This is a genomic window from Fischerella major NIES-592, assembly GCF_001904645.1.
GTDB classification, from domain to species: domain Bacteria; phylum Cyanobacteriota; class Cyanobacteriia; order Cyanobacteriales; family Nostocaceae; genus Fischerella; species Fischerella thermalis.
On the sequence record NZ_MRCA01000003.1, the window covers coordinates 130,247 to 155,305 of the forward strand.

The following is a 25,059-nucleotide window of genomic DNA, read 5'->3' on the forward strand; positions in this document are numbered from 1 at the left end:
GTCTATAAAAAACCCCGGTGAAACCAACCGAGGTGAAACAGAGAAGTACGAATAACGATACAAGCAATAAAAAGTCCTAGCTCACACATAAAGCAACAGCATTATAAGAAAAGTTTTTGGTTTGTTATTCAACGGTAGAAATAAAGAGTGTAGAGATTACAGCGTAACTGGCAAAAAATATGACAGCAGCAACCATATAAAGCTCCTCTTGTTTTTTAGTAATTAAGTAAGAATTAATGCACTGTGCTTTCCATCTGCTGAAAAGACTATTCTCTTCAATGCCTATAGGATGAGACTTGATCAAGAAAAGTTTATTTGTAGCAAGTATAAATTACATCTAAAGAATTACTTTCAACTGCGTGACACAACTTTTTTGACTTTGTTGGTTCATAAACTGTATTCGCCAGGATCGTACCTTTGACCTTTGAGCGATCGCTTCACTCGACTATTTGTCTGGCTGTGATGCGGACGGCTGTTGGGGCTTGCATGAACTTTAATAACAACTATCTGGAATCGTATTTTGTAGGTTTGTAGTTTTGTTTAAGTATTATTATTGATAAAACTGTTATCAACAGTAACAGCTATGCACATTAGTATTGCGGACGATCTGAAGAAACGATTCCATGCAGCTTGCGCCTTGCGTGGACTGAAGATGAGTCAAGTTGTGGCAGAAATTGAGCAATGGTTAAAAGCTAACGAAGCTCCCTCATCTGAAAAATCTAAGAGAAAAGCAGATACTGTCGATTCCAATTGAACAAATTCAATATGTGTAATATGAGTTATCTAAAAAACTTGTTTTTGTAAAATAATTAATATGCTATCAAAAGAACAACGACTTCGATTGGAACGAGAAAAAAACTCCCTTGAACAAGTCTATGAACTTCAAAGGGATAAATTAATAAAAATCCGACAAGCTTTGGTTATTGAAACTGACCCATCACACAAGTTTCAATATGAACAGCAGATTATACAAGAAGAGAATGAACTTCAGAAACTTAGTGATAGATTAGATGAGATTGAAAATAAAATACAATCAGTAGAAAGTATAAATATACAGGACGAATCTAAAACTATACAGCAGACAAAAATATTAATTTTAACAGCAATACCTCACGGATTGCGCTTAGATAAAGAGATTCGAGAAATAGAAGAAGCTATTCGACGAGCTTCCAATCGGGATTTATTTGAAATTCGTGTGAGAACTGCCGTACGTCCTCAAGATATTCGTCGAGCAATTGCAGAAGAACAACCCGAAATTGTCCACTTTTGTGGACACGGCTTAAAAGATGGCAGTTTGCTGTTAGAGGATGAAGGGGGAAATAATAAACCTGTTTCAGCAGAAGCGTTAGCATCTCTTTTTAAGTTGCACGTCAATTATGTTAAATGTGTGCTGCTGAATGCTTGTTATTCAGAAAAACCTGCTGGGGCAATTAGCCAGTACATTGATTACACAATTGGCATGAATAAGCCAATTAAAGATAGAGCCGCGATTGAGTTTGCTAAAGGATTTTATGATGGCTTGGGTTACAAATTATTAGGCAACCAAGATGTGTTTCAAAGAGCTTTTGATGAAGCTATGGTTGCTATTCAAATGGAAAACCTTTTAGAGGGTTCGATACCAATCTTATGGAAGAGAGGTATTACTCAAAAGAATCCAGATATCCAAATATTTCAGGAAGACTATCCGCTCCCGAACACCAAACCACAAACTAGAAATGCTCAAAAAAGTAAAGCTGACAACTGGATATGTATTCATACATTGACTGCTCATTCAGATACAGTCAATAGTGTTGCTATCAGTCCTAATGGTCAAACTCTTGTGAGTGGTAGCGCTGATAAAACCATCAAAATTTGGAATTTAAATACGGGAAGACAGGTTCACACTCTTGAGGGACATTCAGATACAGTCAATTGTGTTGCGATCAGTCCTGATGGTCAAACTCTTGTTAGTGGTAGCGCTGATAAAACCATCAAAATTTGGAATTTACATACTGGAAAACAAGTTCGCAACCTTGGTGGCTGGTTCTCTGTACACTTAGACTCAATATGTTCCTTGGCAATCACTCCAGATGGTCAAACTCTCATCAGTGGTAGTCGGGATCATACAATCAAGCTATGGAATTTGGCAACAGGAAAACAAACAGGTACGCTATCCCAGCACTCATGGGGGGTTTATTCCCTAGCAATCACTCCAGATAGTCAGGCGATCGCTAGTGATAGTTTAGACCATACTATAAAGTTATGTCTTTGGGATACTGAGGAACTATTGCAAAGTTTTCTTGGCCATGCAGATTGGATTTGGGCGATCGCTATCAGTCCAAATGGTAAAATCCTGGCCAGTGGTAGTCAAGATTGCACAGTTAAACTCTGGAACCTGAAAACAGGTGAACTTCTCCACACCCTCACAGATCATCACAGTCCAGTGCATTCAGTAATTTTTAGTTGGGATGGTCACATTTTAGCTAGTGGTAGTTATGACAATACAATTAAGCTTTGGAGTGGAGAAAATTGGCAACTAATCCACACCCTCACCGGACATACAAATGGTGTGAATGCCATTGCTTTTAGTCCAAACAGTAGGATAATTGCTAGTGCCAGTGATGACAAGACAATTAAAATTTGGCAAAGATGAAGTTATATCATGTCCGCTTGAGGACTTTAACTAATGCACCTTCTACTGAGATACAGTCTCCAACATATCTTCAGAACAAAGTTTTTGTTTTAAAACCTTGAGTTGCTGACGAGCATAGTGCAAAATTGATAATGCCTCTTGTAATGCTTCATTCGTTGCTGTGACTGTCTGTGCTTCTTGAGCGCATACTTCTTGTGCTTGTTGCATTACTGAAAGTGAAGTTTCAATATCTTGAGAATAAGCGTTTTCGATTTGTTGCTCAATTTTTGTAGCAATATTCTCGTAAAGCAAGCGAATTTCTTTAATAATAGCTAGTTTAAAATCTGGTAAGACCATTTGCAGTTTTTGTTGATAATTCACATTCTGTCTTGCTGTTTTTAAATCTTGGATTTGCCTGATTATTAAGTCAGCAATAAAAGTCGAGGTGTCGCACTCCGACAAAATTTCAAAAGTATCAATATTTGTCCCTGAATATTCATGATTAGCTCCTGTTTTTGGTTCAACAGTGTCTTCTATACTGCTAACATTAGTTAAATTTTTAAATTCTGCAAAAATAGCTTTTTGCGCTTTTTGATAACTGGCAAAAATAGTTGGCTTATGCACAGCTAGACATTTATCAATTGCTTCTCTCAAGGAGTTAGTTAAAAAGAACTGAAAATGTCTTTTAATATCCTCAACTTTAAATTTATGAATGCTAGCGATCGCTTCATTATCAATGCGATTGAGAAACTCATTCATCCACTGACAAGCTTGGTCACTAAGTTGATTAATTTCATTTTTCATCAACTTAATATGTTGGGCAACCTTGCCAAATAATTCCGAAGTTGGATCTTCACATTGATTAATAACACGACTTAAACGCTCTCTGTCTGCTTGCATTGCATTACGCAGCAACAACAAACTGTCTTCCATTTCTTCCAACATCTGATCTGTATGGTCGGTTGCTCGGTCAAGTTGAATTAAATCACGTTGTAAACGGATAGTTTGTTCCAAACATTGACGAAATTCCTGAAATGCTGTTTCTAATGTTGCTGCACAAGCATGATTTGGTCTGGATAATGATTGAATCCGACAGAATTCATCCAAAGCACTAATCCCAAAAAGTTGAGGATTAGGAAACAAATTACTAATTTTTTTATAAGTCCCATTTAATAATCTAGCTGCTTCTGGGTCTGTGCGAATATCATCCATCCGATTCAAAATAAAAAAGACTTTCGGAAAATCTTGAGGGATGACGGACATTTGCAAAAATGCTTGTTCTGATTCTGCAAATGGTGCTAGTGCGGAAGATACAAATACTACTGCATCAGCTTGTAAAAGATAAGTATGAACTTGGCGATCAAATCGCTTGAAAATATCCCCAGTTCCGGGAGTATCTACAAGGCGCAGTCCTCGTAACCATTGATTGGGAGTTTCAATTGTCAAATGACTAATGGGCTGAGGTAGTTGGGCTAAAATTTGATTAAGTTGTTCTGATTTTAATTCTTCTTTTGTTAATTGAATTTGTCCGCCATTTGTCAAACAAATATAAAATTTATGTTCAGAACCGTATTGTATATGATTAATTGTTACCGTTTCTGGCAACACATCTGTAGTCACGATCGCTTCACCTAATAAAGCATTGATGAATGTCGATTTACCTCTTTTGAAGTCACCAATTACTACAAGCACAAAGTCTGCATCTAAACGACTCAATATCTGGTTGATTTGACTTTGAATCTGTTTGATAAGTCTTTTCCCTAGAGCATTTTGAAATTTTTCTAAGCGCAATTCTTCTGTAAAATTAGTGAGAATTGCTAGAAACTCTTGGCGTAAATAGGTAAAGTCATAACTGAGAGATTTAGCAAATGATTCCATAGCAACTTAATATCCTTGAGGCATAACACGAAGAGCTTGCTCACATAAATTATCAGTTTCTTGTTTACTGCGTACATCTGCTGTTTTTGCATCCGGTCGCCAAGAATGAAAAACATTACATTCAGCAAACAAGCGCAGCGCCTTAATCCGTTTAGGAATTAGCGGATGAGTCTGAAAAAGTTCTTGCATTTGCATAGGAGGAGATGGATTTTTGCTCATCTGTTGCAGGTATTTATCAATATTAATTTGCTTTAAGGAATCTCCACTGCCAATAATCAGCTTGACGAAAGCTAATTCTGCGGTTCTCACATCTCCACAGCAAATTAATCCGGCGCGATCGCAAGTAATTTCTGCATACCGACTCCAGCGTTTAAAAAATATTGTTAGTCCGCCTTGAACAAACAAATCCAATACTCCTTGTGTGGGAACCGACTTTAAAACTCCTTCTGCTAATTGATTGGTCATAATTTCGATCACAGTGTTGTAAACACCATGTAAATTATGAATGTGCCCACATTCATGACCAATGACGAATTTGAGTTCTTCTGGTGTAAAAGATTCGACAATTTCACTAGAGAGGACAATAATTGGTGCGATATCATCAGTGGCGAAAGTATAAGCATCAGACTCAGAGCCGGGCTGAATAAAAATCTGCGGGACACCAATACCCAATCTGTGAGCGCAATCTTCACCAAGTGCATAGATATGGGGATATTGTTGTGGATCTACCTCAATACTTTCCATCAGGAGTAATTGCTGAAAAATAGGTACAGACCAACTAACTAACGCCTGAGCTACAGTTCTGACTGGCCCCATTGCTGTGAGTTGCTGGCGCAGTTTTTGATCTAAAGAAAAGGCATAGTCAGGGATTCCACCGACCAAATGAGCTGATAATTGGCGATCGCGCACTTCCAAATAATGGCCAAAATTTAGGTCAACTGCTGCTGTCGGGTTGGTAGGTGATGGATTTTGCATAGTTCAAACCAGGATTGTGAAATGCAATCTCTCAACTGTGAGGTCAGAGTTTTCAACCTCACAGTTAAATTTATGTAAATTTTTATACACTCATGATTTCGACCAGCTCCTGCGATCGTCTTTGAGCGCTACCCAAAATTCTCTCTGTCTCTGCACGCATCTCATCTAGTTCCTTTTGTTCAGCTTCGGTGAGAGCCTCGTTCCGCTGCCGTTTTTGATTCAGTTCTGTGAGAGTATTTTGGGTGTTATCTAGCAAAGCTTCTACTTCCTGAGAAAGTGTTTGTTTGAGATGATCGAAACTCGCAGAAATGTGATCCTCAACTTTTTGGTTGATGGGATTTGATTTCATTTGTTTTTCAATTTCTTGGAGAATAGCTGCTTTGTAATTTTCCTTAAAGGCTTCCACTTGCTCACCACCAAACACCAGTCTCGTCAGCCAACCACCTGTGAATATAGACACAACACCAATAGCAACAAGTGCAGGCCAGGTAATAGGTAATCCAATTGATGCGGCTAAGATCCCTGCACCAAATGCTGTACCGAAACTACCAACTGCACCAACTGCTGCACCCTTCACACCCGCAATCCGAAAACCTGCCCAAATACCACCAAATCCTGTAAACACAGCTAAAGCTGCTGCGATCGCTTCTCCGCCTGCACTTCTTTTGCGTTTCGCATCAGCTTCTACATCCACAAACTGCATTTCAATGCGATTTAAAACCGTTACCACAGAGTTAGCAAAATCTTGTAAGCGGTCAATTTCTTCTGCCAACCCTTTTTGAATCTCTGTTTGAATTTTATCTGCTAACTTCTGCCCAGTATTTTGCAAGCTATTAGAAACTTTGCGACCAAGTTTCTCAGTCAGAGCTTTTTTGTTGCTGACTTCTTTGGCGGTAATAGTAGTTGAATCAATAACTTGGATTGCTGTTTGCTTCAACTCTTCTTCTAACTTATTCAATAAAGGTCTAACATTGTATCTGACATTTTCAGCTGCTCGATCAATCAGCTGCATTTCTTCTTTTTTTCTACGGCGCAATTCGGAAATTTCTTGAATAGAAGTTTCGTAGGTTTTCTCAAAATCCTCTAACTTCATTTTGAGGGCATTCTCTTGAATGTTAATTGTTGATAAAATTTCCCCAGCCGAAGCAATTACTCGATTGAGAGGCACTTGCAATTCAATTGCACCCCGTTCTCTTGCCAAAAATTGCTCTAATGCTTTTTCAAATTCCTGAAAACGACTTTTAGCCAGCAATTCATCATCATTGTTATCTTTGGCTTCTAAAGCTTGGTAAGCAGACAGACCAAAAACTTTCGGTTCACCAATTTTTTTCAAGTAAACCTCATATTCTGCTGAGTCTTCACCCCACTGTTGGGCTGCTCGCTCTAAAACATATTCTTTGATTCGCTTTCTGACACTGGCAATCACTTTATCAGCATCTCCAGGCCGATTACAGCGGTCAATTCCCGTGACTACAAAAATGACCCGACCGAGATCATTTGTTAATAGTTTATTCTCTAAAAAGTCTCTTTCCACTTCCGAAACTGGCGACTGCGCCATAATTACCAAAATAGCAGCATCAACCTTTGGTAGTACTGAAAGTGTCACCCCTGTCATGCTCGGATCATCATTCAATCCTGGGGTATCAATTATATCTACATTATTTCTACAATAAGGAGCCGGATAATAAACAACCGCTTCTTTAACATTTGCCGCAGTTGCTTCAGCTTCTGGGGTTAATTTCGTGACATATTCACTTAGTTGGTCAATCTCTACTCTCTCTTTACGACCATCTTTGAATTCCACCTCTACATAAGAATTCAAACTATAAGTAACGCGATTGATTGTAGCAGAGCAGGGTTCAATATCTGAGGGCAAAATTTCCTGTCCTAACAAAGCATTAATAAAGGTACTCTTACCACGTTTAAATTCTCCAACAACTGCTACCCAAAAAGTTTTATTTTCTATCTTTTCCAAAACATCATCAATTGCTGTCAGAGATTGTTGGATATTTAGCCTTTCCGAAAAAGAGCGCAGTCTTTTCAAATCAAGTACTAAGTTATTCGCGAGTTTGTTGTAATCTGTGAGTGAGATCAGCGGTGTATTTTGGTTAGTGTCGGCTTTCATTTTCACTCCTAGATATGTGGTTTACTTCCAAAAATTTCGACTCAAACACTGGACTTTGTGGTTCTGATGAGATTTTTTGAGTAAGTTGTCGATCTGATGTTCATATCTTGCATAAAGCCCAAACAGCCGCAAATCATGGTAAAAAAAGCATATCTACATGTATGAACTATTGACCAGCCAAGGATTTTGTCGTTTGTAGATAGGCTTGTGAAAATACTGCAATTTTAGTTTGACGCAAAATATGAGATGGACAGATTTGATATGTTTAGTAACGAATACGATTCGCTAGCTATTTTTTCACCAGACTAATTAGCGATACACCTTGAAATGCAGTGATTTCGGATTAGCTAAAATTTTATTGTCAGCATTTTATGACAAATTAGCAGTTTTATGTCATCATAATTGCAAATATAGAAATTTTCTCTTTCTTGTTGCGTTGTTACTATTTTTTTTATTTCGCAATCCAGCAAAAATTTGAAATTACTCGTATTTTGCACCTACCCCATATCCCGGTGTGCGAAGAAATTCCACCTCTCATACTATTTCAGGTTAATCACAATACACATAAACTTTGTAGAGACGCAATATATCCTGTCTCTACAGGATCTGTGTTTGTATTAGGCTTTTTTGGGAATGGTATTATTTCTTAGCGGGAGGGAAAGCCGATGCAAAATCTGAAATTAGGTTTGTAATTATCTACCTGAAATCTAGAATGTTACGTTTTTATAATTCTTGCCAAAAAAATGTTTACAAAATATCATTTAACTATCTATCAGATAGTCTAGTACCGCACTTAATACAAAACTTGCAATTCGCCGCATTCTCGTAATTGCAATTTGGACAAATCTTTGTTCCTAACTTATCTTCCTGTTGCATAGTTTGGTAAAGCTCCTCAGATAAAACCCAAGCATGATTGAGGATATTTTGGGTTTCGGTGAGCATTGCATTAATTTTTCTCTGTTCGCTTTCAACCACAGCCTGTTGTTTTCCCTGCAATTTAGCAAGTGTATTTTGAGTATCTTCAATCCAGAAAGTAAGTTCTTGATCGATGTGATTTTTGAGTTTATCTATTCTTCTGCTAGTTGCATAAACGTAATCATCAACTATTTGATTGCTGTTGTGCGATCGCAATTGTTTTTCAATCTCTAAAATGACTTTCGATGTATAATTTTTTTTAAAATTTTTAACTTTCTGAGAATTACCTAATCCAGCACCTACTGCTGCACCTACAGCCATTCCTACAGGGCCAAATAAGGAACCAGCAACCCCACCAACAATTGTGTATAAACCATTGGCTTCATCTTTCAACAGAAATATTTCTGAACTGCTAGGAAACAAGTTTGATAAATTTCCAAGTTGCTCTTGACTAAATTCATGCAGGGCTTGATTTAGGGAGTTGCTTACTGCTCCTAAATTAGTTTTAATAACTATAATATTCTCATCAAACTGATTTAAATGTGTTTCAACAGTACGTATCACTTCAGATGCGATTTCTACTAAAGTGCTGACTTGCTGCAAAGCTGTTGATAATTCTCGATGAATTACAGCCTGAATTTCCTTGGCTATGCTTTGACTAACCTTTTGCACAGCATTGTCAACTTGAGTAGCAAATTGCTGTAGTAGAGCATTGATATCATGAGAAGAGTTTGTTTCTGTTGATTCAATTATTTGCTCTGCTGCTTGTTTTAATCTATTTTCTAATTGATTAATTAACGGATTTATTTGTTTTTTGATATTATCAATAGCTGCATATATCTGTAAGTTTTTTTGATTTTTTACATTTTTCAATTTTGTAATTAGATTGTTTATTTTAGCATATTTATTTTCAACTTCTTGATAAGAATACGATGATTTATTCTTTGTGTTATTCAAGTAGTCTCTAATTTCTGTAGAGATACTAATAACTTGATTTACAACTACCTGTAAAAGTATTTTTCCTCGTTCCTGCGATACAATTTTCTGGAGTGCAAATTCAAATTCCTGAAAACGGCTTTGAGCCAAAAGTACATCATTTTTAGCAATTTTTGCTGACAATGCTTGATAAGCAGAAAGACCAAAAATCTTGATACTGCCAACTTTATTGAGATAGAGTTTGTATGCTGGAGAATTCTGTGCAAAATTTTCTTCAACCCAATCTTGAACAAAGCCTTTGATACGCTGTTTAACGGTTTTTAATACCTTCTCAATATCTTGATGTCGCTTGTAGTGATCAATTCCTGTGACTACAAATATAATTTGGCTCAGATCAGTTGTGAGTAACTTCTGGGTAAGAAAATTACCTTCAGATTCACCAAAAGGTGCTAATACTGATGTCACCATGATAGCAGTTTCAACCTTTTCCAGAACAGAAAGTGTAACTACTGTCATGTTTTCATCGTCACTTAAGCCAGGTGTATCAATAATTTCTACATTCTGGCGACAGTAATTTACTGGATAATAAATCACTGCTTCTTTAACAGTTGCAGCAACAGCTTCACACTCTGGTGTGAGTTTAGTCACAAAGCTGACTAATTTGTGAATAGCTATGTCCCGCTCTTCATCGTCTTTAAATATAATCTTGACAAATGGTTCTGAACCATAGGTTACGCGGTTAAGAGTAGCCGTTGTCGGTAAAACGTCTGCTGGCAGAATTTCATCACCTAAAATAGCATTAATAAACGTACTTTTACCTCGTTTAAATTCCCCAACAACTGCGATAGAAAATGAATCTGTTTCCATCCGCTTGATGGCATTATCAGTTTGTTGGATCAGTTTTTCCAGATGAAATTTTTCTGAAAAATTTCGTAATTGATTTAAATAAGCTACCAGCGTAAGCACTAATTGCTTATAATCGGCGGCAAACGACATATATATTTAATAATGCTGTGATATATTACGTATCATACTAACAATGCATCAAAAATCTTGTCGATACACTTTGTCTTACTCCACTTTAGCGGACAAAGACACAAGCCAGTTCTAATGAAAAATGTGATGACTTCCAGTCAAGGCTCATACAAAGAGTTAGTCATTTAGTAGAGCAATATTTGTACTCAACCATATTAATTTTGATAGGCTGTGAGATCACCAACTTTTTTAAAAAGTTGGTGATCTGGCCCCTCGCAACTCCTGAGAAAATCTAGTTTCTTAGAAGAGGGCTATTCCCAAGCGTTTTGTGGACAGCGGATGTTTCCGCATTTTATGGGAATTTTCAGGCGATCCGCAATGTCTCTTTAGAAATAGAAATTTACAGAAATGAAATCACTGCATTTAATCGGTTCTTCAGGATGCAGCAAAAGCACTATTTTGAGATGCTTCAACCGCTTACATGATCTGATTCCGGGCGCACGAGTAGAAGGAAAAATTATTTACAACGGGAACGACTCATATCAAAAAAACTTAGACCTGTTGAAATTCGTCGGAAAATAGGCATGGTTTTCCAAAAGCCTAACCCTCTCCCCAAGTCAATTTATGAAAATATTACCTTTGGCGCACGTATGAATGGGTATCAGGGTGACTTGAATGAATTAGTAGAGCGATCGCTCAGACAGGTAGCTTTGTGGGACGAAGTTAAAGACAAGCTAAAACAAAGCGGATTATCTCTCTCAGGTGGTCAGCAACAAAGGCTTTGCATCGCTCGTGCCATAGCAATTGAACCATTAGTAAGTTTTTATCTATCATTATTTTTGATTATTTATTTTAGCGGTCTTTTATATAAAATTGCTAAACGAAATTCTATTATAATAAAAAATTAATCTAGGTTTTTGAGTGTAAAAAAGACCTAGATTAGCTGTGTAGAAAAATTTGATTCTTAAATAATTTTTTGACTGGATCAAGCAGACACTTGACATATGGCATCTCTATATGCAGTTAGATACTTATTCATTTGCAATATTAAAAATCAAAATAATCTAACCAAAAAATAAAAATTAACCAATTATTAACCTTGAGTTTAATCGAAATTAATTTGATTATAAGACTCTATATATTAATAGAAATATTTTTTGAGTTCGACTAAATTTATGAGATTTTAAAGCAATGATTACATCCGATAATTGCTTACGTTAAGTTTCATTCTTGGTTTGTATATATTCTCTTTCCTGGGAATTATATAGAGTTAATTTTTTTAAAAAATATTCTGATGTAAAAGAGACTAAAAATTTTTTACGTTACCCAAATTTGGCTATTTATTTATCAATTTGCAGACATCTCAGCGGATATCTGACAGAGGTTACATCAGCAACATCTTTAAGTTTTATATTTCTATGTTTTCACCAGAGTTAAGTGAACTGAATAGCAACTTTAATAACCCTCAAATGGAGTAATCAGAATGAAAGGTTCCCTTCACCCTAAGAACAATGTAACGATCAACCCATCTGGCAACGAGTCAATCCGTGATGTGATTGAACGCATGGGTATGAGCCGTCGGCGGTTTATATTCACGGCTGCAAGTGCGTCAGCGCTTACCGTCATCGGCGAGGTTTCCATCGGTGGCTTTCTCCGCAGTGTCGAAGCAGCACCAATTCCACCTAGTCCCGGATTTGGTGGCATTGGCTTTGAGAGCATCTCACCAAATTTGAACAATCCAGCGACTGGACTTCTGGAGAAGGATCTTGTCAGTGTTCCTCCAGGCTATAAAGTTGAAGTACTAGTTGCTTGGGGTGATCCAATTATGCGTGGTGGTCAACCATGGGTGGCAGACGCTTCACAGGATGCAGCAGCACAGGAAAAACAATTCGGAATGCACGCTGATGGTATGCACTACTTCCCACTCCAGCAGCAGAGGTTTTTTGGGCAGAGACGGGCATCAAATCGTGGAATTCTGTGTGTGAACCATGAATATACTCATGAAGAAATTCTTCATTCTGATGGTCTAGTTTTCATTCCAGCAACAGAAACTGCTCCGCAATTTGGATTGCCTGGTTCACAAGTAACAATTGAGAAAGTACGCAAGTCTCAAGCTGCTCATGGTGTATCCATTGTAGAGATATTTAAGACTGGTAAAACCTGGAAAGTCAATCGTAATTCGCCTTATGGTCGCCGCATTACAGGTAACACCGAAATGCTTGTTTCAGGACCTGCGGCAGGGGATGCACTGTTGAGATCAAAGAAGTTTTTCATAGCACCAGATGGTTCAATTGAGACTGGTGTAGTCAACAATGGCTACACGGCATACGGCACATTGAATAACTGTGCCCATGGCTACACTCCGTGGGGTACATACTTGACCTGTGAAGAAAACTGGAACGGTTACTTTGCCAACCCTGACGAAGACGTAGTTTCTATTCCAGGAATAGAAAAATCAGATATCTTAGCAGGGCAAAAACGCTATGGTATCTCGAAAACAGGGTTTGGTTATCGCTGGCATGAAGTTGATCCACGTTTCAATGCAAGTACAAATCCACTCGAACCCCATCTATTTGGCTGGGTAGTCGAGATTGATCCATACGATCCACAAAGCAAACCAGTGAAGCGCACCGCACTTGGTCGGTTTAAACATGAGAGCGCCCAGGTAGTGGTTGATGACAACAACTATGTTGCTTTCTATATGGGTGACGATGAGCGTAACGAGTATATCTACAAGTTTGTTTGCGCTAGACCTTTAAACGGATTCAATCGCGCTGCTAATAGCGATATGCTTGACCATGGTATTCTATACGTCGCCAAGTTCAAGGATGATGGTACTGGCGAGTGGCTTCCTTTAGTTTACGGTCAGGGTGGATTGATACCTGAGAACGGATTCAGGAGCCAAGGGGAAGTGCTTGTCAAAACACGGCAGGCAGCAGATCGAGTTGGTGCGACGATGATGGATCGTCCAGAGTGGACAGCTGTACGTCCCCGCGTTGGTGGATTCCAAGAGATTGAAGTTTACTGCACGTTAACAAATAACAATCGTCGTGGGACAACCCCGCCCTCCTCAAACGAGCCAGATGGCACAACAAGTGCAGGCAGCGCACGTCCTCCGGTCGATGCAGCCAACCCTCGCCCTGATAACCGTTACGGTCATATCATTCGTTGGCGTGAGGACGGACGCAGTGTTACAGCTACTACCTTCACTTGGGATCTTTTCGTCGAATGTGGTGATAAACTCGATCCCGATCCAAATCATGTTGGTAATATTAACGGCGACGATTTCGGTGCACCGGATGGTCTCTGGTTCGACGACTTCGGCCGCCTCTGGATACAAACAGACCAGGCCGGCAACGGTCTTGGTGATTGGAAAAATATCGGTGGTAATGTGATGATGTGTGCCGATCCTAACACTAAGCAGATTAGACGTTTTTTGACTAGTCCGATGAACTGTGAGGTAACTGGTGTGATCACTACACCAGATGGCAAAACGATGTTCGTTAATATTCAGCACCCTGGCGAGGATGCGGTCGCCTCGAATCCTATCCAGTTCAGCAACTGGCCGCATAGCCAAGGTTACGGTCCGTCTGGACGCCCACGCTCTTCAACGGTTGTGATCACGCGTGAGGACGGTGGTATAATCGGTGGACTCTAACCACTGTTTTACATATAAGCACTCGTCCTTTTGCAAGATAAATTAATAGGATAAAAACTTAACCGGAGTTCGCCATAGAAAGGACTTCGGTTCATCCAATATAGGATATTTATGTAAATCAATATAAAGTTTTTTAAATTACAAACTTAATGAAAACTTCATAAAAGATACAGTATGCATCAAAAATAACAAAATAATGGTAAAAAATAATACTTGCATTTATGAAAAAAACCTTAATCTCAAAATAAAATAAAGATTGTGTAAAGCTTTCTTGATCTAAGTGTCATTCAACTTCAGAAAGACTACATTTTTATTTAAAGGCGTAATGAAGCATTGATGAAAAAAGCATAAACATTTTTTGCGTGTTTTGGAAAGTAGAAGGCTTGCTCAGTGTACATGCGAGAGCAATCTGCTTTTGTGGCTAAGCGTAGGTATTTTTCAAAGTTTCAAAATAGATTCCTTAACACGTAATACTACCATCGGAGGAATTCAAAAATCATCAATGTTTTTACATTTGAAAAAATACAGAACTGATGGAAGTAACCAATATTTCTTGAGGGTTTGTTGAATTGCAAACACCTAATTAATTGCACAATCATTGTGCAGGGTGCATCTCATGCGTAAACCTATTCTGACAATTTTTTATCAATTCAATCCTTGGAATACCACTATTGGCGGAATTCAGACACTCATCAAGAATTTTATCAAGTACGCTCCCAGTGAATTTGAGGTGCGCTTGGTAGGAACAGGATGCAGTAGCAACCAAGCTGTAGGTAAATGGCAAGAAGCAGAATTAGCTGGTAGGGTAATTAGTTTCCTGCCTTTATTTACATTGCACAATGACAATGTCAGAAGTTTTATACCTACCACATTGAAGTATACAAGCGCCCTTGTAGGGCATTGCTTTGCTTCAGACTTCATGCATTTTCACAGATTGGAACCAACCTTAGCAGCCCTGAATTGGTGTGGAGAGAAAACTCTGTTTGTTCATAATGATATTCGGGCACAGATGCAGGCTGCGGGTGACAATAAGGCGATACTGTGGCGAAAATTTCCCGCAGCTTATTTTGCCTTGGAAAAATTTTTACTTAGACAGTTTCACGACATATTGTCATGTAACACTGATGCAGTAGAACTATACCGACAGCGCTACCCAACAATAGCAAAACGTGTAACTTACATCAAAAATTCATTTGACAATGAAATTTTTTATCCATTGAGTAAGGAAGAACGAGAAGCATCAAGATGCAAACTAGCATCTGATTTAGGGTTGGCTGAAGATACGCATTTTGTGTTATTTGCTGGCAGATTACACCCACAGAAAGACCCGGTTTTGTTGGTACGCGCATTTGCGGCATTGAACATTGCCAATATTCATTTACTCTTGGCAGGTGATGGGGAGTTAACAAATATTGTACGTACAGAAATTGAGCGATTAGGCTTATCTAGGCAAGTGACCATGCTGGGCGCAGTGGAGCAAACAGAAATGGCACAGTTGCATCGTATCAGCAATGCATTTGTTCTCAGCAGTGCCTACGAAGGTTTACCTTTAGTGGCGCTTGAGGCACTTGCTAGTGGAACACCTGTAGTTACAACTAGATGCGGTGAAACCCCAAAAATTCTGTCTGCTGATACTGGAGTTGTTTGTGAAGAACGCACTCCCCAGGGTATAGCAGATGCTTTAAAACAGGTACTGCTGCATCCAGAGAATTATCCAACTGAGTCTTGTCTACAGGCTGCCAAGCCTTATGCTGCACATACTGTCATTAAAGAAGTTTATAGCCAAATGTGGCAACGCTGGAACAAATCAAATTGACCGTGCCAATTTGAGGTTTGACTCTTATATCAAGAGGCTTTAGAGCACAAGGACAACTGATTGGTATGTTGGTATGAAAATTGCCGTTATTGGTGCAAAAGGTCTACCTCCTAAACAGGGTGGTATCGAACATTACTGTGCGGAAATCTATCCGCGCATGACAGCACAGGGTCACACTGTAGATTTATTTGCCCGCTGTTCCTATACCCAAGCTCCCTGGCTGGTTCATGATAATTTTCAAGGAGTTCGAGTCATCTCCTTACCCGGTTTGCCAAGGAAAGGCGTAGACGCTTTCCTGACCTCAGCATTAAGTGCGATCGCTGCTGCTGGAAAAAAATACGATATTATTCATTTCCATGCTCTTGGTCCATCTCTATTTACTGGTTTAGCTAAAATTACCACTACCGCCAAAGTGGTAGTCACCTGCCAGGGATTAGATTGGCAACGCGCCAAGTGGGGTAGTTTTTCCACTCGCTTAATTCATATGGGCGAAAAAGCAGCAGTACGTTTTGCTGACGGAATCATTGTGGTATCAGATGCTCTGAAATCCTACTTTTTACAAACCTATGGTCGAGAGACAGTCTACATTCCCAATGCTCCAGCCAGGTATGGTGAATCAGATCCAAATTTCACCTATGGAAAGCAGCTAGGTCTTGATTGGGGGCGCTACATCCTGTTTTTGGGCAGAATAGTCCCGGAAAAACGTCCCGACTTACTTATAGAAGCCTTCAGTAGCTTGAAACCCAAAGGATGGAAACTAGTTGTAGCTGGAGGTGTTAGTGATACAAAATCCTTTACCGCAAGGTTGTTAGAAAAGATTGCTAGCAATCCCAATATCATATTTGCAGGCGAACTCAGGGGTGTTCGTCTGTGGGAAATTGTCCGGGGCGCAGGATTATTTGTTTTGCCTTCTGATTTAGAGGGACTACCTCTAGCAATGTTAGAAGCAATGCACGAAGGTATACCAGTCCTGGCAAGTAATATCCCACCCCACCAGCAATTGATTAGTGGGGGACGGGGAATGCTTTTTGAAGTTGGAAATCTTCACTCTTGTATTTATTCTCTAGATTGGGCAATTCATCACCCAACACAAATAGCTGCAATGGCTGAGAATGCACAAAGACATGTGCAACTTCACTACGGCTGGGATCGCATTACCTCAGAAACCTTAAAACTATATACAACTCTGTTGAACTCACCTGAACTAGTAATCAATAGTCCAGAGTCAATGGTCAAGAGTCAATAGTCAATAGTTTGTTGATTGTTGGTTGTTGATTGTTAGTTGTTAGTCATTGGTTATTCTCCCTTTTCCCCCTTGTCTTCCTTGTCTTCCTTGTTTCCCTTGTCTCCCTTGTTTCCGATCCCTGATGCCCAAAAATTATGGAAAAAGGCTTGTCATCTTTACCATCTATTTTGAAACGGCGTGCTTTGCCTGCCCTAGTTACATTTGCTGCTGTCATTGGTGGAGCGATCGCCTACCTTCAGATTACCCCACATCAGTATCAGACATCGACGCGACTGATGCTGGATCAAAAGAGGGTAAGTGTTTCGGAATTAGGACGCGACCTGACGCAACTCAATTCAGGTACACCAGGTGGTTCTAACCCCTTAGCTGATCAAGCAGAATTAATCAAGTCGCAACGGGTTCTCCAAAGAGCGTTGACTGAGGTTACGGCTGAGTCTGGATTTCGTTCACCGGAAAATGAACTTACAGTCGATCAGCTCAGTCAAGGCTTGAAAATCAAAATTGTTCCTGCTACCAACATTTTGGAGGTTAGCTATCTCAACGAAGACCCTATACTCGCAACCAAAGTCGTCAATGCTGTTTCCAGAGCAATGGTTGAGGATAATACTCAAGTTATCCGTCAAGAAGCTGCCAACGTCCGCAAATTCTTAGAAAAAAAGGTTCCTGAAGCCCGCAAGCAGCTACAGGAAGCTGAACAGAAGGAAAACAGATATAGACAAGGTAGCGGTATTGTCTCCTTTGATGAGCAAACCAAAAGTTTGGTGGAGAGCCTGGCTACTTTGGAACAGCAGGAGAACACTCTTTCAGCTCAACTTCAAGAATTGCGTTCCAAGGAAGCTTCATTGCAACAATTCACCGATGCGAAAGCTCTCAATCAAGCTTATGCAGCTGTACGTGGTGGTCAAGATGAAGAACTCAAAGCCTTACGCAATAAGTTAGCAGAGATAGAGACTCAACTAGTTCAAGCTCGTTTGTCTTTAACAGATAATCATCCGACTGTCATAAATCTGCTGGGACAAAGAAACGGTTTAGGTGCTTTGTATCAACAAGGACTAGCCCGCGTATCCCCCAGAAATCAATCTATCTCTTCTGGCTCTGTCGCAGGCGATCAAATCAGTCAAGACTTGACCTCTCAACTGATTATTAATGATGTTGAGCGCTTGGCACTGGAAAACAAGCTAAAAGTTGTACAAACTAATCGGGCTAACCTCCAGACTCGTCTAGCACAATTACCAATTCAACAGCAACAGCTGACTCCACTCACACGCCAACGAGAAGAGTCGGCGGAATCTTTGAAGTTACTGCAAAGCAAACTAGAAGAAGCACGAATCGCTGAAGCTCAACTGGTTGGTAATATCCAGATTATTGAAGCTGCACAACCACCAAAGAAACCTTCCTTACCCAACAAAAGAAGCGTATTGGTGATCGCTATCGTATTTGGGACTGCTTTAGCCACAGGTATTGTCCTGTTGCTAGAGTTGATGGATCACACTTTGAAAGATGCTTCCGAAGCAGAGGAATTACTGAAGTTGCCATTGCTAGGAGTATTACCACGTTTACCAAGTCATGCGATCGCTCTGGAGCCATCCGCACAATTTTTAGATCATGTCGGCTTGGTTGAGCCATACCGCACTCTATTTAAAAACCTAGAGTTTCGTAGTAGTGAACCGTTGCGATCGATTGTTGTTAGTAGCACGATTACCGGGGAGGGTAAATCTGTAGTTGCCTCACACTTAGCTGCGATTTCCGCTATGCTATCTCGACGGACACTGCTGATTGATGCAAATTTGCGTCGTCCCATCCTCCACACATTGTTTAACTTAGCTCCCAGACCAGGTATTACGGATGTGATTGACTCAGAAAGATCCCTAGAAGAGACTGTGCAACGAACTAATATTCCTAACCTCTCCGTATTGACTTGCGGTGAATTGTACGGACGTCCCTCACATTTACTAGAGTCCGAGGCTATGAAGTCTCTGTTGATAGAAGCAGTTCGGCAGTATGAATTTGTAGTTATAGATACTCCTCCTCTTAGTGCTTGTGCTGATGCTCATACCTTAGGAAGACAAAGTGACGCAATTCTGCTAGTTACACGTCCCGGTTTTACAATCAAAGAAGTTCTACAAAGAGCAGTATCAGAATTAACACATAATCAAATACCAGTCATGGGAGTAGTTGTCAATGGAATTACAGACCAAACAGAACGATATTATCGTTATCCCGTTAATAGTTATAGCTCCCTATCATCCAGACGTTTGAGTAAGGGAAGTTCCGCTTAAAGTTGCTAAAAACCATTTGAAATCTAGCTAACTATGTTGACTAATCAACGTGTACATTCTTCTTTTTTGCCACTGTTGGTTGGGTTATTAGGTGTAGGAGTTGGTATAATTGCAGGGTTTTTTGCAGGTGCTAAACCTCTTTACCTGTGCTTAGCTCTAGTAGCAGTACCTGTGCTGATCTTCTTCTTTACCAAGTTTGAGCAAACGGTAATGGGTCTATTGATCCTACGTTCCTCTCTCGATTCTTGGTTTGCTCTGCAAATACCAGCTGCATTTGCGATTGGTTTAGATGGCCTGACTTTGCTATACGTAATCGTGATGCTGTTGCTTGGTCGTCCAGTACACACTGATCGCTTTTGGTGGTTATTTGCAAGCTGGATAATGCTACAAGCTTTGTGGCTGATACTCTTACCTCTAGGAGAACTGGGAATGGATGCTTCCTTATTACCGATTAGCATCCGTGAGTGGATACGTCTATTTTCTTTTCTGATGATTTATTTGCTGATCATGCAGCTTAAGGACAAACTTCATCCTGAAAAGATTGTTTCTCTGTTGTTTTTCTCCTTGATCTTCCCACTTACAGTTGCGTTACTCCAGATATTTCTGCCTTCAGTACTGCCTCAAGTGCTGGGTGGTGGAAGTATAACTCGAATTAAAGGTACTTTTGTTCACGCAAACAACTTCACAGTCTACCTATTTTTGTTCATCGGTTTGACTTGGTGGAAATTAGGCTATGCTAGACGACGCTGGCCTTGGGTTCTTTTGCTGGGTTTATTGGTTTTTGTTCTTTCAACTACCAAAACTATGGTTGGCTTAGCGATGCTTTGCATTTTTGTGATAGTCATGATAGCTCCGAGATTGAGCCTTACTAACCTCATTACTGGGGTGCTTTTGTTTGCAGCCCTCATAGGACTATTTGTCAGTACGGAATTAGGACAAGAACGTCTTAGCACAATTACTCAGACACCCCTACTCAATCCAGATATTGATATATCTCGAGCAATTCTCCTATCACAGGGAGACTATAACAGTTTTAACTGGCGAATTGCCTATTGGAATTACCTCATACAAGCCTGGCAGCATTTTCCCATCTTTGGTTATGGTTTAGGGTTAAGTAGCCATATACATCCTGATCAACATCTTCCCCACAATGATTACGTCAGGGCTTTGGTAGAAGGAGGAATCTTTGGTTTCACTGCTCTTTTAATATTTTTCGGCGCACAGTTTGCACGTCTAGTTCAGTTACTCTGGCGTACACCTGCCAACAGTATTCAGCATCAATTGTGTTGGTATCTATTGGCCGTTTTTATAGCTTTACTTGTAGGTATGTTGTCCGAAAATGTAGCAGTTTCAACTGCTTTCTATTTTTACTATTGGACTGTGTTTGCTGTTTGTGGCTGGAACTGGAACGAAAAGCAGACTTGGGATAAATCTATGCCCGTTACACATGTTTGAAGGAGATATTATGTCGCTTGCTTACAAAGTATCTGCTTGGAATCGCAGACGTAAATGGCATTTGTTCCTGTCAGAAATTCAGCCGACTCCTGCAACCAGAATTTTAGATGTTGGTTTTAGTGAACAAGAATACAGCAATACGGATAATTATTTAGAGAAACATTATCCTTATTTACAGCAAATAACTGCTCTTTGTATTGAGACTCCTGATTTATATCTGTATGCCCGTAAAGATTCACAGCTTGAGATTCCTGAAGAGAAAATTGTATCGAAAAGACAGGAATCATCATCACGATATCCGCAATTAAAAATTGTTACTTATGATGGTCAAAATTTTCCATTTGCCGATCAAAAATTTGATATCTGTTGGTCAAATGCTGTTTTAGAACATGTAGGTGATGAGACACAGCAAATTCTCTTTTTAAAAGAGATTAAACGAGTAGCTAAAAAAGCATTTATTACTACACCGAATAAATATTTTCCCATTGAAGTGCATACGCGCACGCCATTGTTACATTTTTTGCCCAAAAAATTTTTTGACCGCTATTTACATTTTATCGGTAAGGGATGGGCGGCTGATGATTATATGCACTTATTGTCGCTGCGAGACTTGCACAGGCTAATAAATGCTGCTGGAATTACCGAATTTAAAATCATCAAAAATCGATTCCTATTTTTTGTCCTTGATTTTGTCATTATTTTGAATACAAATTCTGACTAGCAAGCAATTTCAACCATTAATCTCAGTGGAGGAAAATCAATGAGTCAGGAAGAAATAAATAAATTACAGTCAGTAATATCTCATCAATTATTAAGCAACAAAAAAAATATCCGAGTTTTGGAAGCAGGCTGTGGTTCTGCAAGTCACTTTAACTTTGGGCAGAATGCATATTTGGTAGGCATTGACATATCAGAAGAACAGCTTAAAAGTAACTCTGTCTTAAACGAAAAAATTTTAGGAGATATACAAGTCTACAACTTACCAGTTGCAAATTTTGATGTAATTGTTTGTTGGTATGTTTTGGAACATCTTCCTGAACCCGAAAAAGCTCTCAACAATTTTTTTCATGCTGTCAAAGAAGATGGAATTATCATTCTTGCATTTCCTAATGTTATGTCTATCTGGGGTTTAATCACAAAATATACTCCGCTCTGGTTCCATATTTGGGTATATAAACATATCTTTGGTGAAAAGAGAGCAGGTAGAGCAGGACACCTTGGGCCTTTTCGGACATTCTCAAGATTTTTTATTGCTCCAGAATCAATCAAGCAATTTGCCATGATGAATGGTTTAACAATTGAACATTTCGTCTTATACGAAAATTTTCGTCAGAAAGAGATGAAAGAGAAAAATAAAATATTAACAGGAGGATGGAATTTGCTCAAATCAATGACCAAAATACTTAGTTTTGGCAAAATTGATGCAGAACTTACGGATTGTATTGTGATGCTGAAAAAGCAACAAGTTAATGTTGTACTTATGTCTTGAATATTTACAAAAAACCGTTATACCTATCCAAAATCCAAAATCGAATGATATCAAGTCCGGCTAATTGCTTACGATATAAAGCTTAGTCATTGAGTTTATGTCATTAGTTTTCCCATTACCGATTACCGACCTCAACGAAATAATGCAAGTTTTCAAACGGACATGATATGACTCAGCAATTAATTGGCTCTAAAAATCATCTCCAGCATCGGGTAAAAGATAAACAACCTTACCAGGTAGTTATAGTCCATCCCAGTGCAGGAGTTAACTGGAGTGGTGGTTCGGAGATTATGGCGATCGAACTAGCACGTCGGCTGAGTGCTTATTTTGAAGTAGAACTTCTGAGTGGTTCTCCGTGCGGTTGCTTCAGCTATCCGGCGGGAGGTATTCCCCGCACCTATTCCTACCGTTTGGTGCGTCATCCTCTAATTACTCCCCTGTTGGGTAGTTTGAGCAATTATCCTGAAATTGTCATAGAACACCTTACCAGTTTCTTACCCTGTGCAATTCGCTGTCTGACTCGTCCTGCTGACTTGATTTTTCCCTGCAACGATTATGGTGGTTTAGCAATGGCTGCTTTTGTGCGATCGCTTAAGGGAACCCCGATACTTTTCACCGAACACAATAGCTTACTGGGAAAAGGAGATGATGGCTCATTAGTAAAAAATGGCCAGTGCTTGAGGCGGAATCTTCGCTTTTGTCCAGATCGTTTGGTAGTTTTCGATGAAGCTACTGCTGCATTTGCTCGTACTCTCAAACCAACGCAACCAATCAGCATCATTCCCAATGGAGTAAATCTCGATCAATTTACTTGTGATGGTAAGCAAATTGATCTAGGTTTGCCCAAACCTGTGGTGTTGTGTGTCGCCTCGTTGAATCACAAGAACCAAAAGCGAGTTGAACTAGCCATTCAGGCTGTGTCTCGCTTCAGTGAAGTTAGTCTTCTGATCTGTGGAGATGGCCCTGATCGCGCCCATTTTCAGTCACTAGGTGAGCGTCTTTTGAGTGCAGAACGCTTTGCCATTCGCACCTTTCCCTTTGAACAAATGCCTGAAATTTACCGCAGTGTTGATGCATTTACCCTTCCTTCTATCTATGAGCCGTTTGGGCTTGTCTATCTAGAAGCAATGGCTACTGGTTTACCTGTAGTCGCTACTGAAGATGAAATGCGGCGATATATTATTGGCGACGGCGGGATTCTCTGTGATGTAACCAATCTAGATGTTTATGCTCATGCAATTAAAGATGCCTTGAGTAGCAATTGGAGTGAGCGTGCAAAACAAAATGTAGCACGGTTTAGTTGGGATGCGATCGCGCTGCGTTATCGTGATGTGATTCTAGAAACGATTGTGCAATCTAAGAAGAAATTATCTTTACAAACTAATTAAATTGAGGGGTATATTATGCCTAAAGTTTCTGTCATTATTCAAGCTTACAATTCTATGAACTATCTCCCCAAAACATTGGAGAGCGTTCTGAAACAAACTTTTACTGATTTTGAGGTATTAATTATCAACGACGGTAGCACCGATAATTACAAGGAATCAATGAAATGCGAAACTTCAGCCGTGGTTTGCGACGACGTATCTTAACTTTAAAAAGCTAACAAACCACCTTCTACAAAACCTTGGCATACCTTGGTGTCTTGGCGGTTCAATACAATAAACAACACCCATTTTCTCCTATTCCTTTTGCCCAACCACTTAATATGCCCAAAGTATCTATTATTATTCCGGCATACAATGCAATGACTTATCTGCCAGAAACCCTAGAGAGTGTTTTACGGCAGACTTTCACAGATTTTGAAGTATTGATTGTTAATGATGGTAGTTCAGATCCTATCCTCAAATGGGCTTCTGAAATAGTAGATCCGCGTGTGAAACTAATTTCCCAAGAAAATCAAGGTGTATCTGCGGCACGTAATACAGGTATTGCCCATACCCAAGGAGAGTATATAGCGTTTCTGGATGCTGACGATTTGTGGGAGTCAACTAAATTAGAAAAACAGGTACGTTGTCTGGAAGAAAATCCAGCAATAGGCTTTGTGCATACTTGGATAGTTTTAATTGATGAGCAAGGTAAATCTTTGGGTAGAGTTATATCCTCACATGCAGAGGGTAATGCGTGGAAGCAAGTAGTTGAACACAACCCTATCCAAACTTCCACAGTCTTAGTTCGTCGCTGTTGTTTGGAAACAGTAGGGGTATTTGACCAAAATTTACGTTCTGCTGAAGATTGGGAATTATGGGTACGTATTGCTTCTCGTTATCTATTGGCAGTAGTCAAAGAACCTTTGGTTTTTTATCGACTGCACTCTCATAATACGACCAAAAACTGGCGATTGATAGAACAAGGTCTGAGTCCAGTGATTGAGAAAGTGTTCCAATCAATACCACCAGAAGCTCAGTATCTAAAACACCGATGTTATGGTCATAGCAACATCTATATAGCTTGGCAAGCTCTGCAAAGTGATGACAAAGACTGCAAGTGGACACGTCATTTTCTTACCTCAGCCGTCAAATACTATCCTCAGTTGCGTTACTCTCGCCAGTACATCCGTCTAACTTTAGCGATCGCAATCATGGAATGGTTTGGCCCATTCGGCTTCAGCAGAGTAATGGCATTTATTTATACCATGCGTCGCCACGTATTCAGTATATGAAATAGGGGAGGTGGGGAGGTGTGGGGGGTGTGAGGGGTG

At 39.6% G+C, this 25,059-nt stretch carries 14 protein-coding genes and 2 pseudogenes; 12 read left to right on the forward strand and 4 right to left on the reverse strand.

Features of this window, described 5'->3' with window-relative positions:
- Nucleotides 1–814: 814 nt before the first annotated feature.
- A complete protein-coding gene (locus NIES592_RS24070) occupies nucleotides 815–2,632 on the forward strand; it encodes a CHAT domain-containing protein (RefSeq protein WP_084552249.1) in 1,818 nt (605 codons plus the stop codon).
- A gap of 42 nt (nucleotides 2,633–2,674) precedes the next feature.
- Here NIES592_RS24070 and NIES592_RS07890 read toward each other — a convergent pair whose 3' ends face one another.
- The 4 genes from NIES592_RS07890 to NIES592_RS07905 all read right to left on the reverse strand — a co-directional run bounded on the left by NIES592_RS07890 (nucleotide 2,675) and on the right by NIES592_RS07905 (nucleotide 10,436).
- The gene (locus tag NIES592_RS07890; RefSeq protein ID WP_073555383.1) at nucleotides 2,675–4,489 is read right to left on the reverse strand and encodes a dynamin family protein; all 1,815 of its coding nucleotides are present in this window, start codon (nucleotides 4,487–4,489) and stop codon (nucleotides 2,675–2,677) included.
- Nucleotides 4,490–4,495: 6 nt separating this feature from the next.
- On the reverse strand, nucleotides 4,496–5,464 hold the full coding sequence (locus tag NIES592_RS07895) for a M48 family metallopeptidase (RefSeq protein ID WP_073555384.1): 969 nt from the start codon (nucleotides 5,462–5,464) through the stop codon (nucleotides 4,496–4,498).
- A gap of 82 nt (nucleotides 5,465–5,546) precedes the next feature.
- Nucleotides 5,547–7,589 (reverse strand): dynamin family protein, encoded by a 2,043-nt coding sequence (locus NIES592_RS07900; RefSeq protein WP_073555385.1) that lies wholly within the window; start codon nucleotides 7,587–7,589, stop codon nucleotides 5,547–5,549.
- Nucleotides 7,590–8,354: 765 nt separating this feature from the next.
- Nucleotides 8,355–10,436: a dynamin family protein gene (locus NIES592_RS07905; RefSeq protein ID WP_073555386.1), complete on the reverse strand. Its 2,082-nt coding sequence runs from the start codon at nucleotides 10,434–10,436 to the stop codon at nucleotides 8,355–8,357.
- A 305-nt stretch (nucleotides 10,437–10,741) separates the two neighbouring features.
- Here NIES592_RS07905 and NIES592_RS07910 point away from each other — a divergent pair.
- The 11 genes and pseudogenes from NIES592_RS07910 to NIES592_RS07960 all read left to right on the forward strand — a co-directional run.
- A pseudogene (locus NIES592_RS07910) lies at nucleotides 10,742–11,227 on the forward strand (phosphate ABC transporter ATP-binding protein); the annotation flags it as partial.
- 671 nt (nucleotides 11,228–11,898) lie between these two features.
- A complete protein-coding gene (locus NIES592_RS07915; protein WP_073555387.1) occupies nucleotides 11,899–14,073 on the forward strand; it encodes a PhoX family protein in 2,175 nt (724 codons plus the stop codon).
- A 616-nt stretch (nucleotides 14,074–14,689) separates the two neighbouring features.
- A complete protein-coding gene (locus NIES592_RS07920) occupies nucleotides 14,690–15,889 on the forward strand; it encodes a glycosyltransferase (protein ID WP_073555388.1) in 1,200 nt (399 codons plus the stop codon).
- Between the two features lie 73 nt (nucleotides 15,890–15,962).
- The gene (locus NIES592_RS07925; RefSeq protein WP_073555389.1) at nucleotides 15,963–17,135 is read left to right on the forward strand and encodes a glycosyltransferase family 4 protein; all 1,173 of its coding nucleotides are present in this window, start codon (nucleotides 15,963–15,965) and stop codon (nucleotides 17,133–17,135) included.
- Nucleotides 17,136–17,269: 134 nt separating this feature from the next.
- Entirely contained in the window at nucleotides 17,270–19,414 is a 2,145-nt protein-coding gene (locus NIES592_RS07930; RefSeq protein WP_073555390.1) for a GumC family protein, read from the forward strand.
- Nucleotides 19,415–19,447: 33 nt separating this feature from the next.
- Nucleotides 19,448–20,869 (forward strand): O-antigen ligase family protein, encoded by a 1,422-nt coding sequence (locus tag NIES592_RS07935; protein WP_073555391.1) that lies wholly within the window; start codon nucleotides 19,448–19,450, stop codon nucleotides 20,867–20,869.
- A complete protein-coding gene (locus NIES592_RS07940) occupies nucleotides 20,862–21,590 on the forward strand; it encodes a class I SAM-dependent methyltransferase (protein WP_256678083.1) in 729 nt (242 codons plus the stop codon). The genes NIES592_RS07935 and NIES592_RS07940 overlap by 8 nt, the downstream gene beginning before the upstream one ends.
- Before the next feature lie 39 nt (nucleotides 21,591–21,629).
- Complete coding sequence (locus tag NIES592_RS07945) at nucleotides 21,630–22,358, forward strand: class I SAM-dependent methyltransferase (protein WP_073555392.1); 729 nt, start codon at nucleotides 21,630–21,632, stop codon at nucleotides 22,356–22,358.
- A 167-nt stretch (nucleotides 22,359–22,525) separates the two neighbouring features.
- Nucleotides 22,526–23,746 carry a glycosyltransferase gene (locus tag NIES592_RS07950; RefSeq protein ID WP_073555393.1) on the forward strand — a complete coding sequence of 407 codons (1,221 nt, stop codon included), beginning with the start codon at nucleotides 22,526–22,528 and terminating at the stop codon, nucleotides 23,744–23,746.
- A gap of 15 nt (nucleotides 23,747–23,761) precedes the next feature.
- A pseudogene (locus tag NIES592_RS07955) lies at nucleotides 23,762–23,902 on the forward strand (glycosyltransferase family 2 protein); the annotation flags it as partial.
- 164 nt (nucleotides 23,903–24,066) lie between these two features.
- Nucleotides 24,067–25,020 (forward strand): glycosyltransferase family 2 protein, encoded by a 954-nt coding sequence (locus tag NIES592_RS07960; protein ID WP_073555581.1) that lies wholly within the window; start codon nucleotides 24,067–24,069, stop codon nucleotides 25,018–25,020.
- The last annotated feature ends 39 nt before the right edge of the window (nucleotides 25,021–25,059 follow it).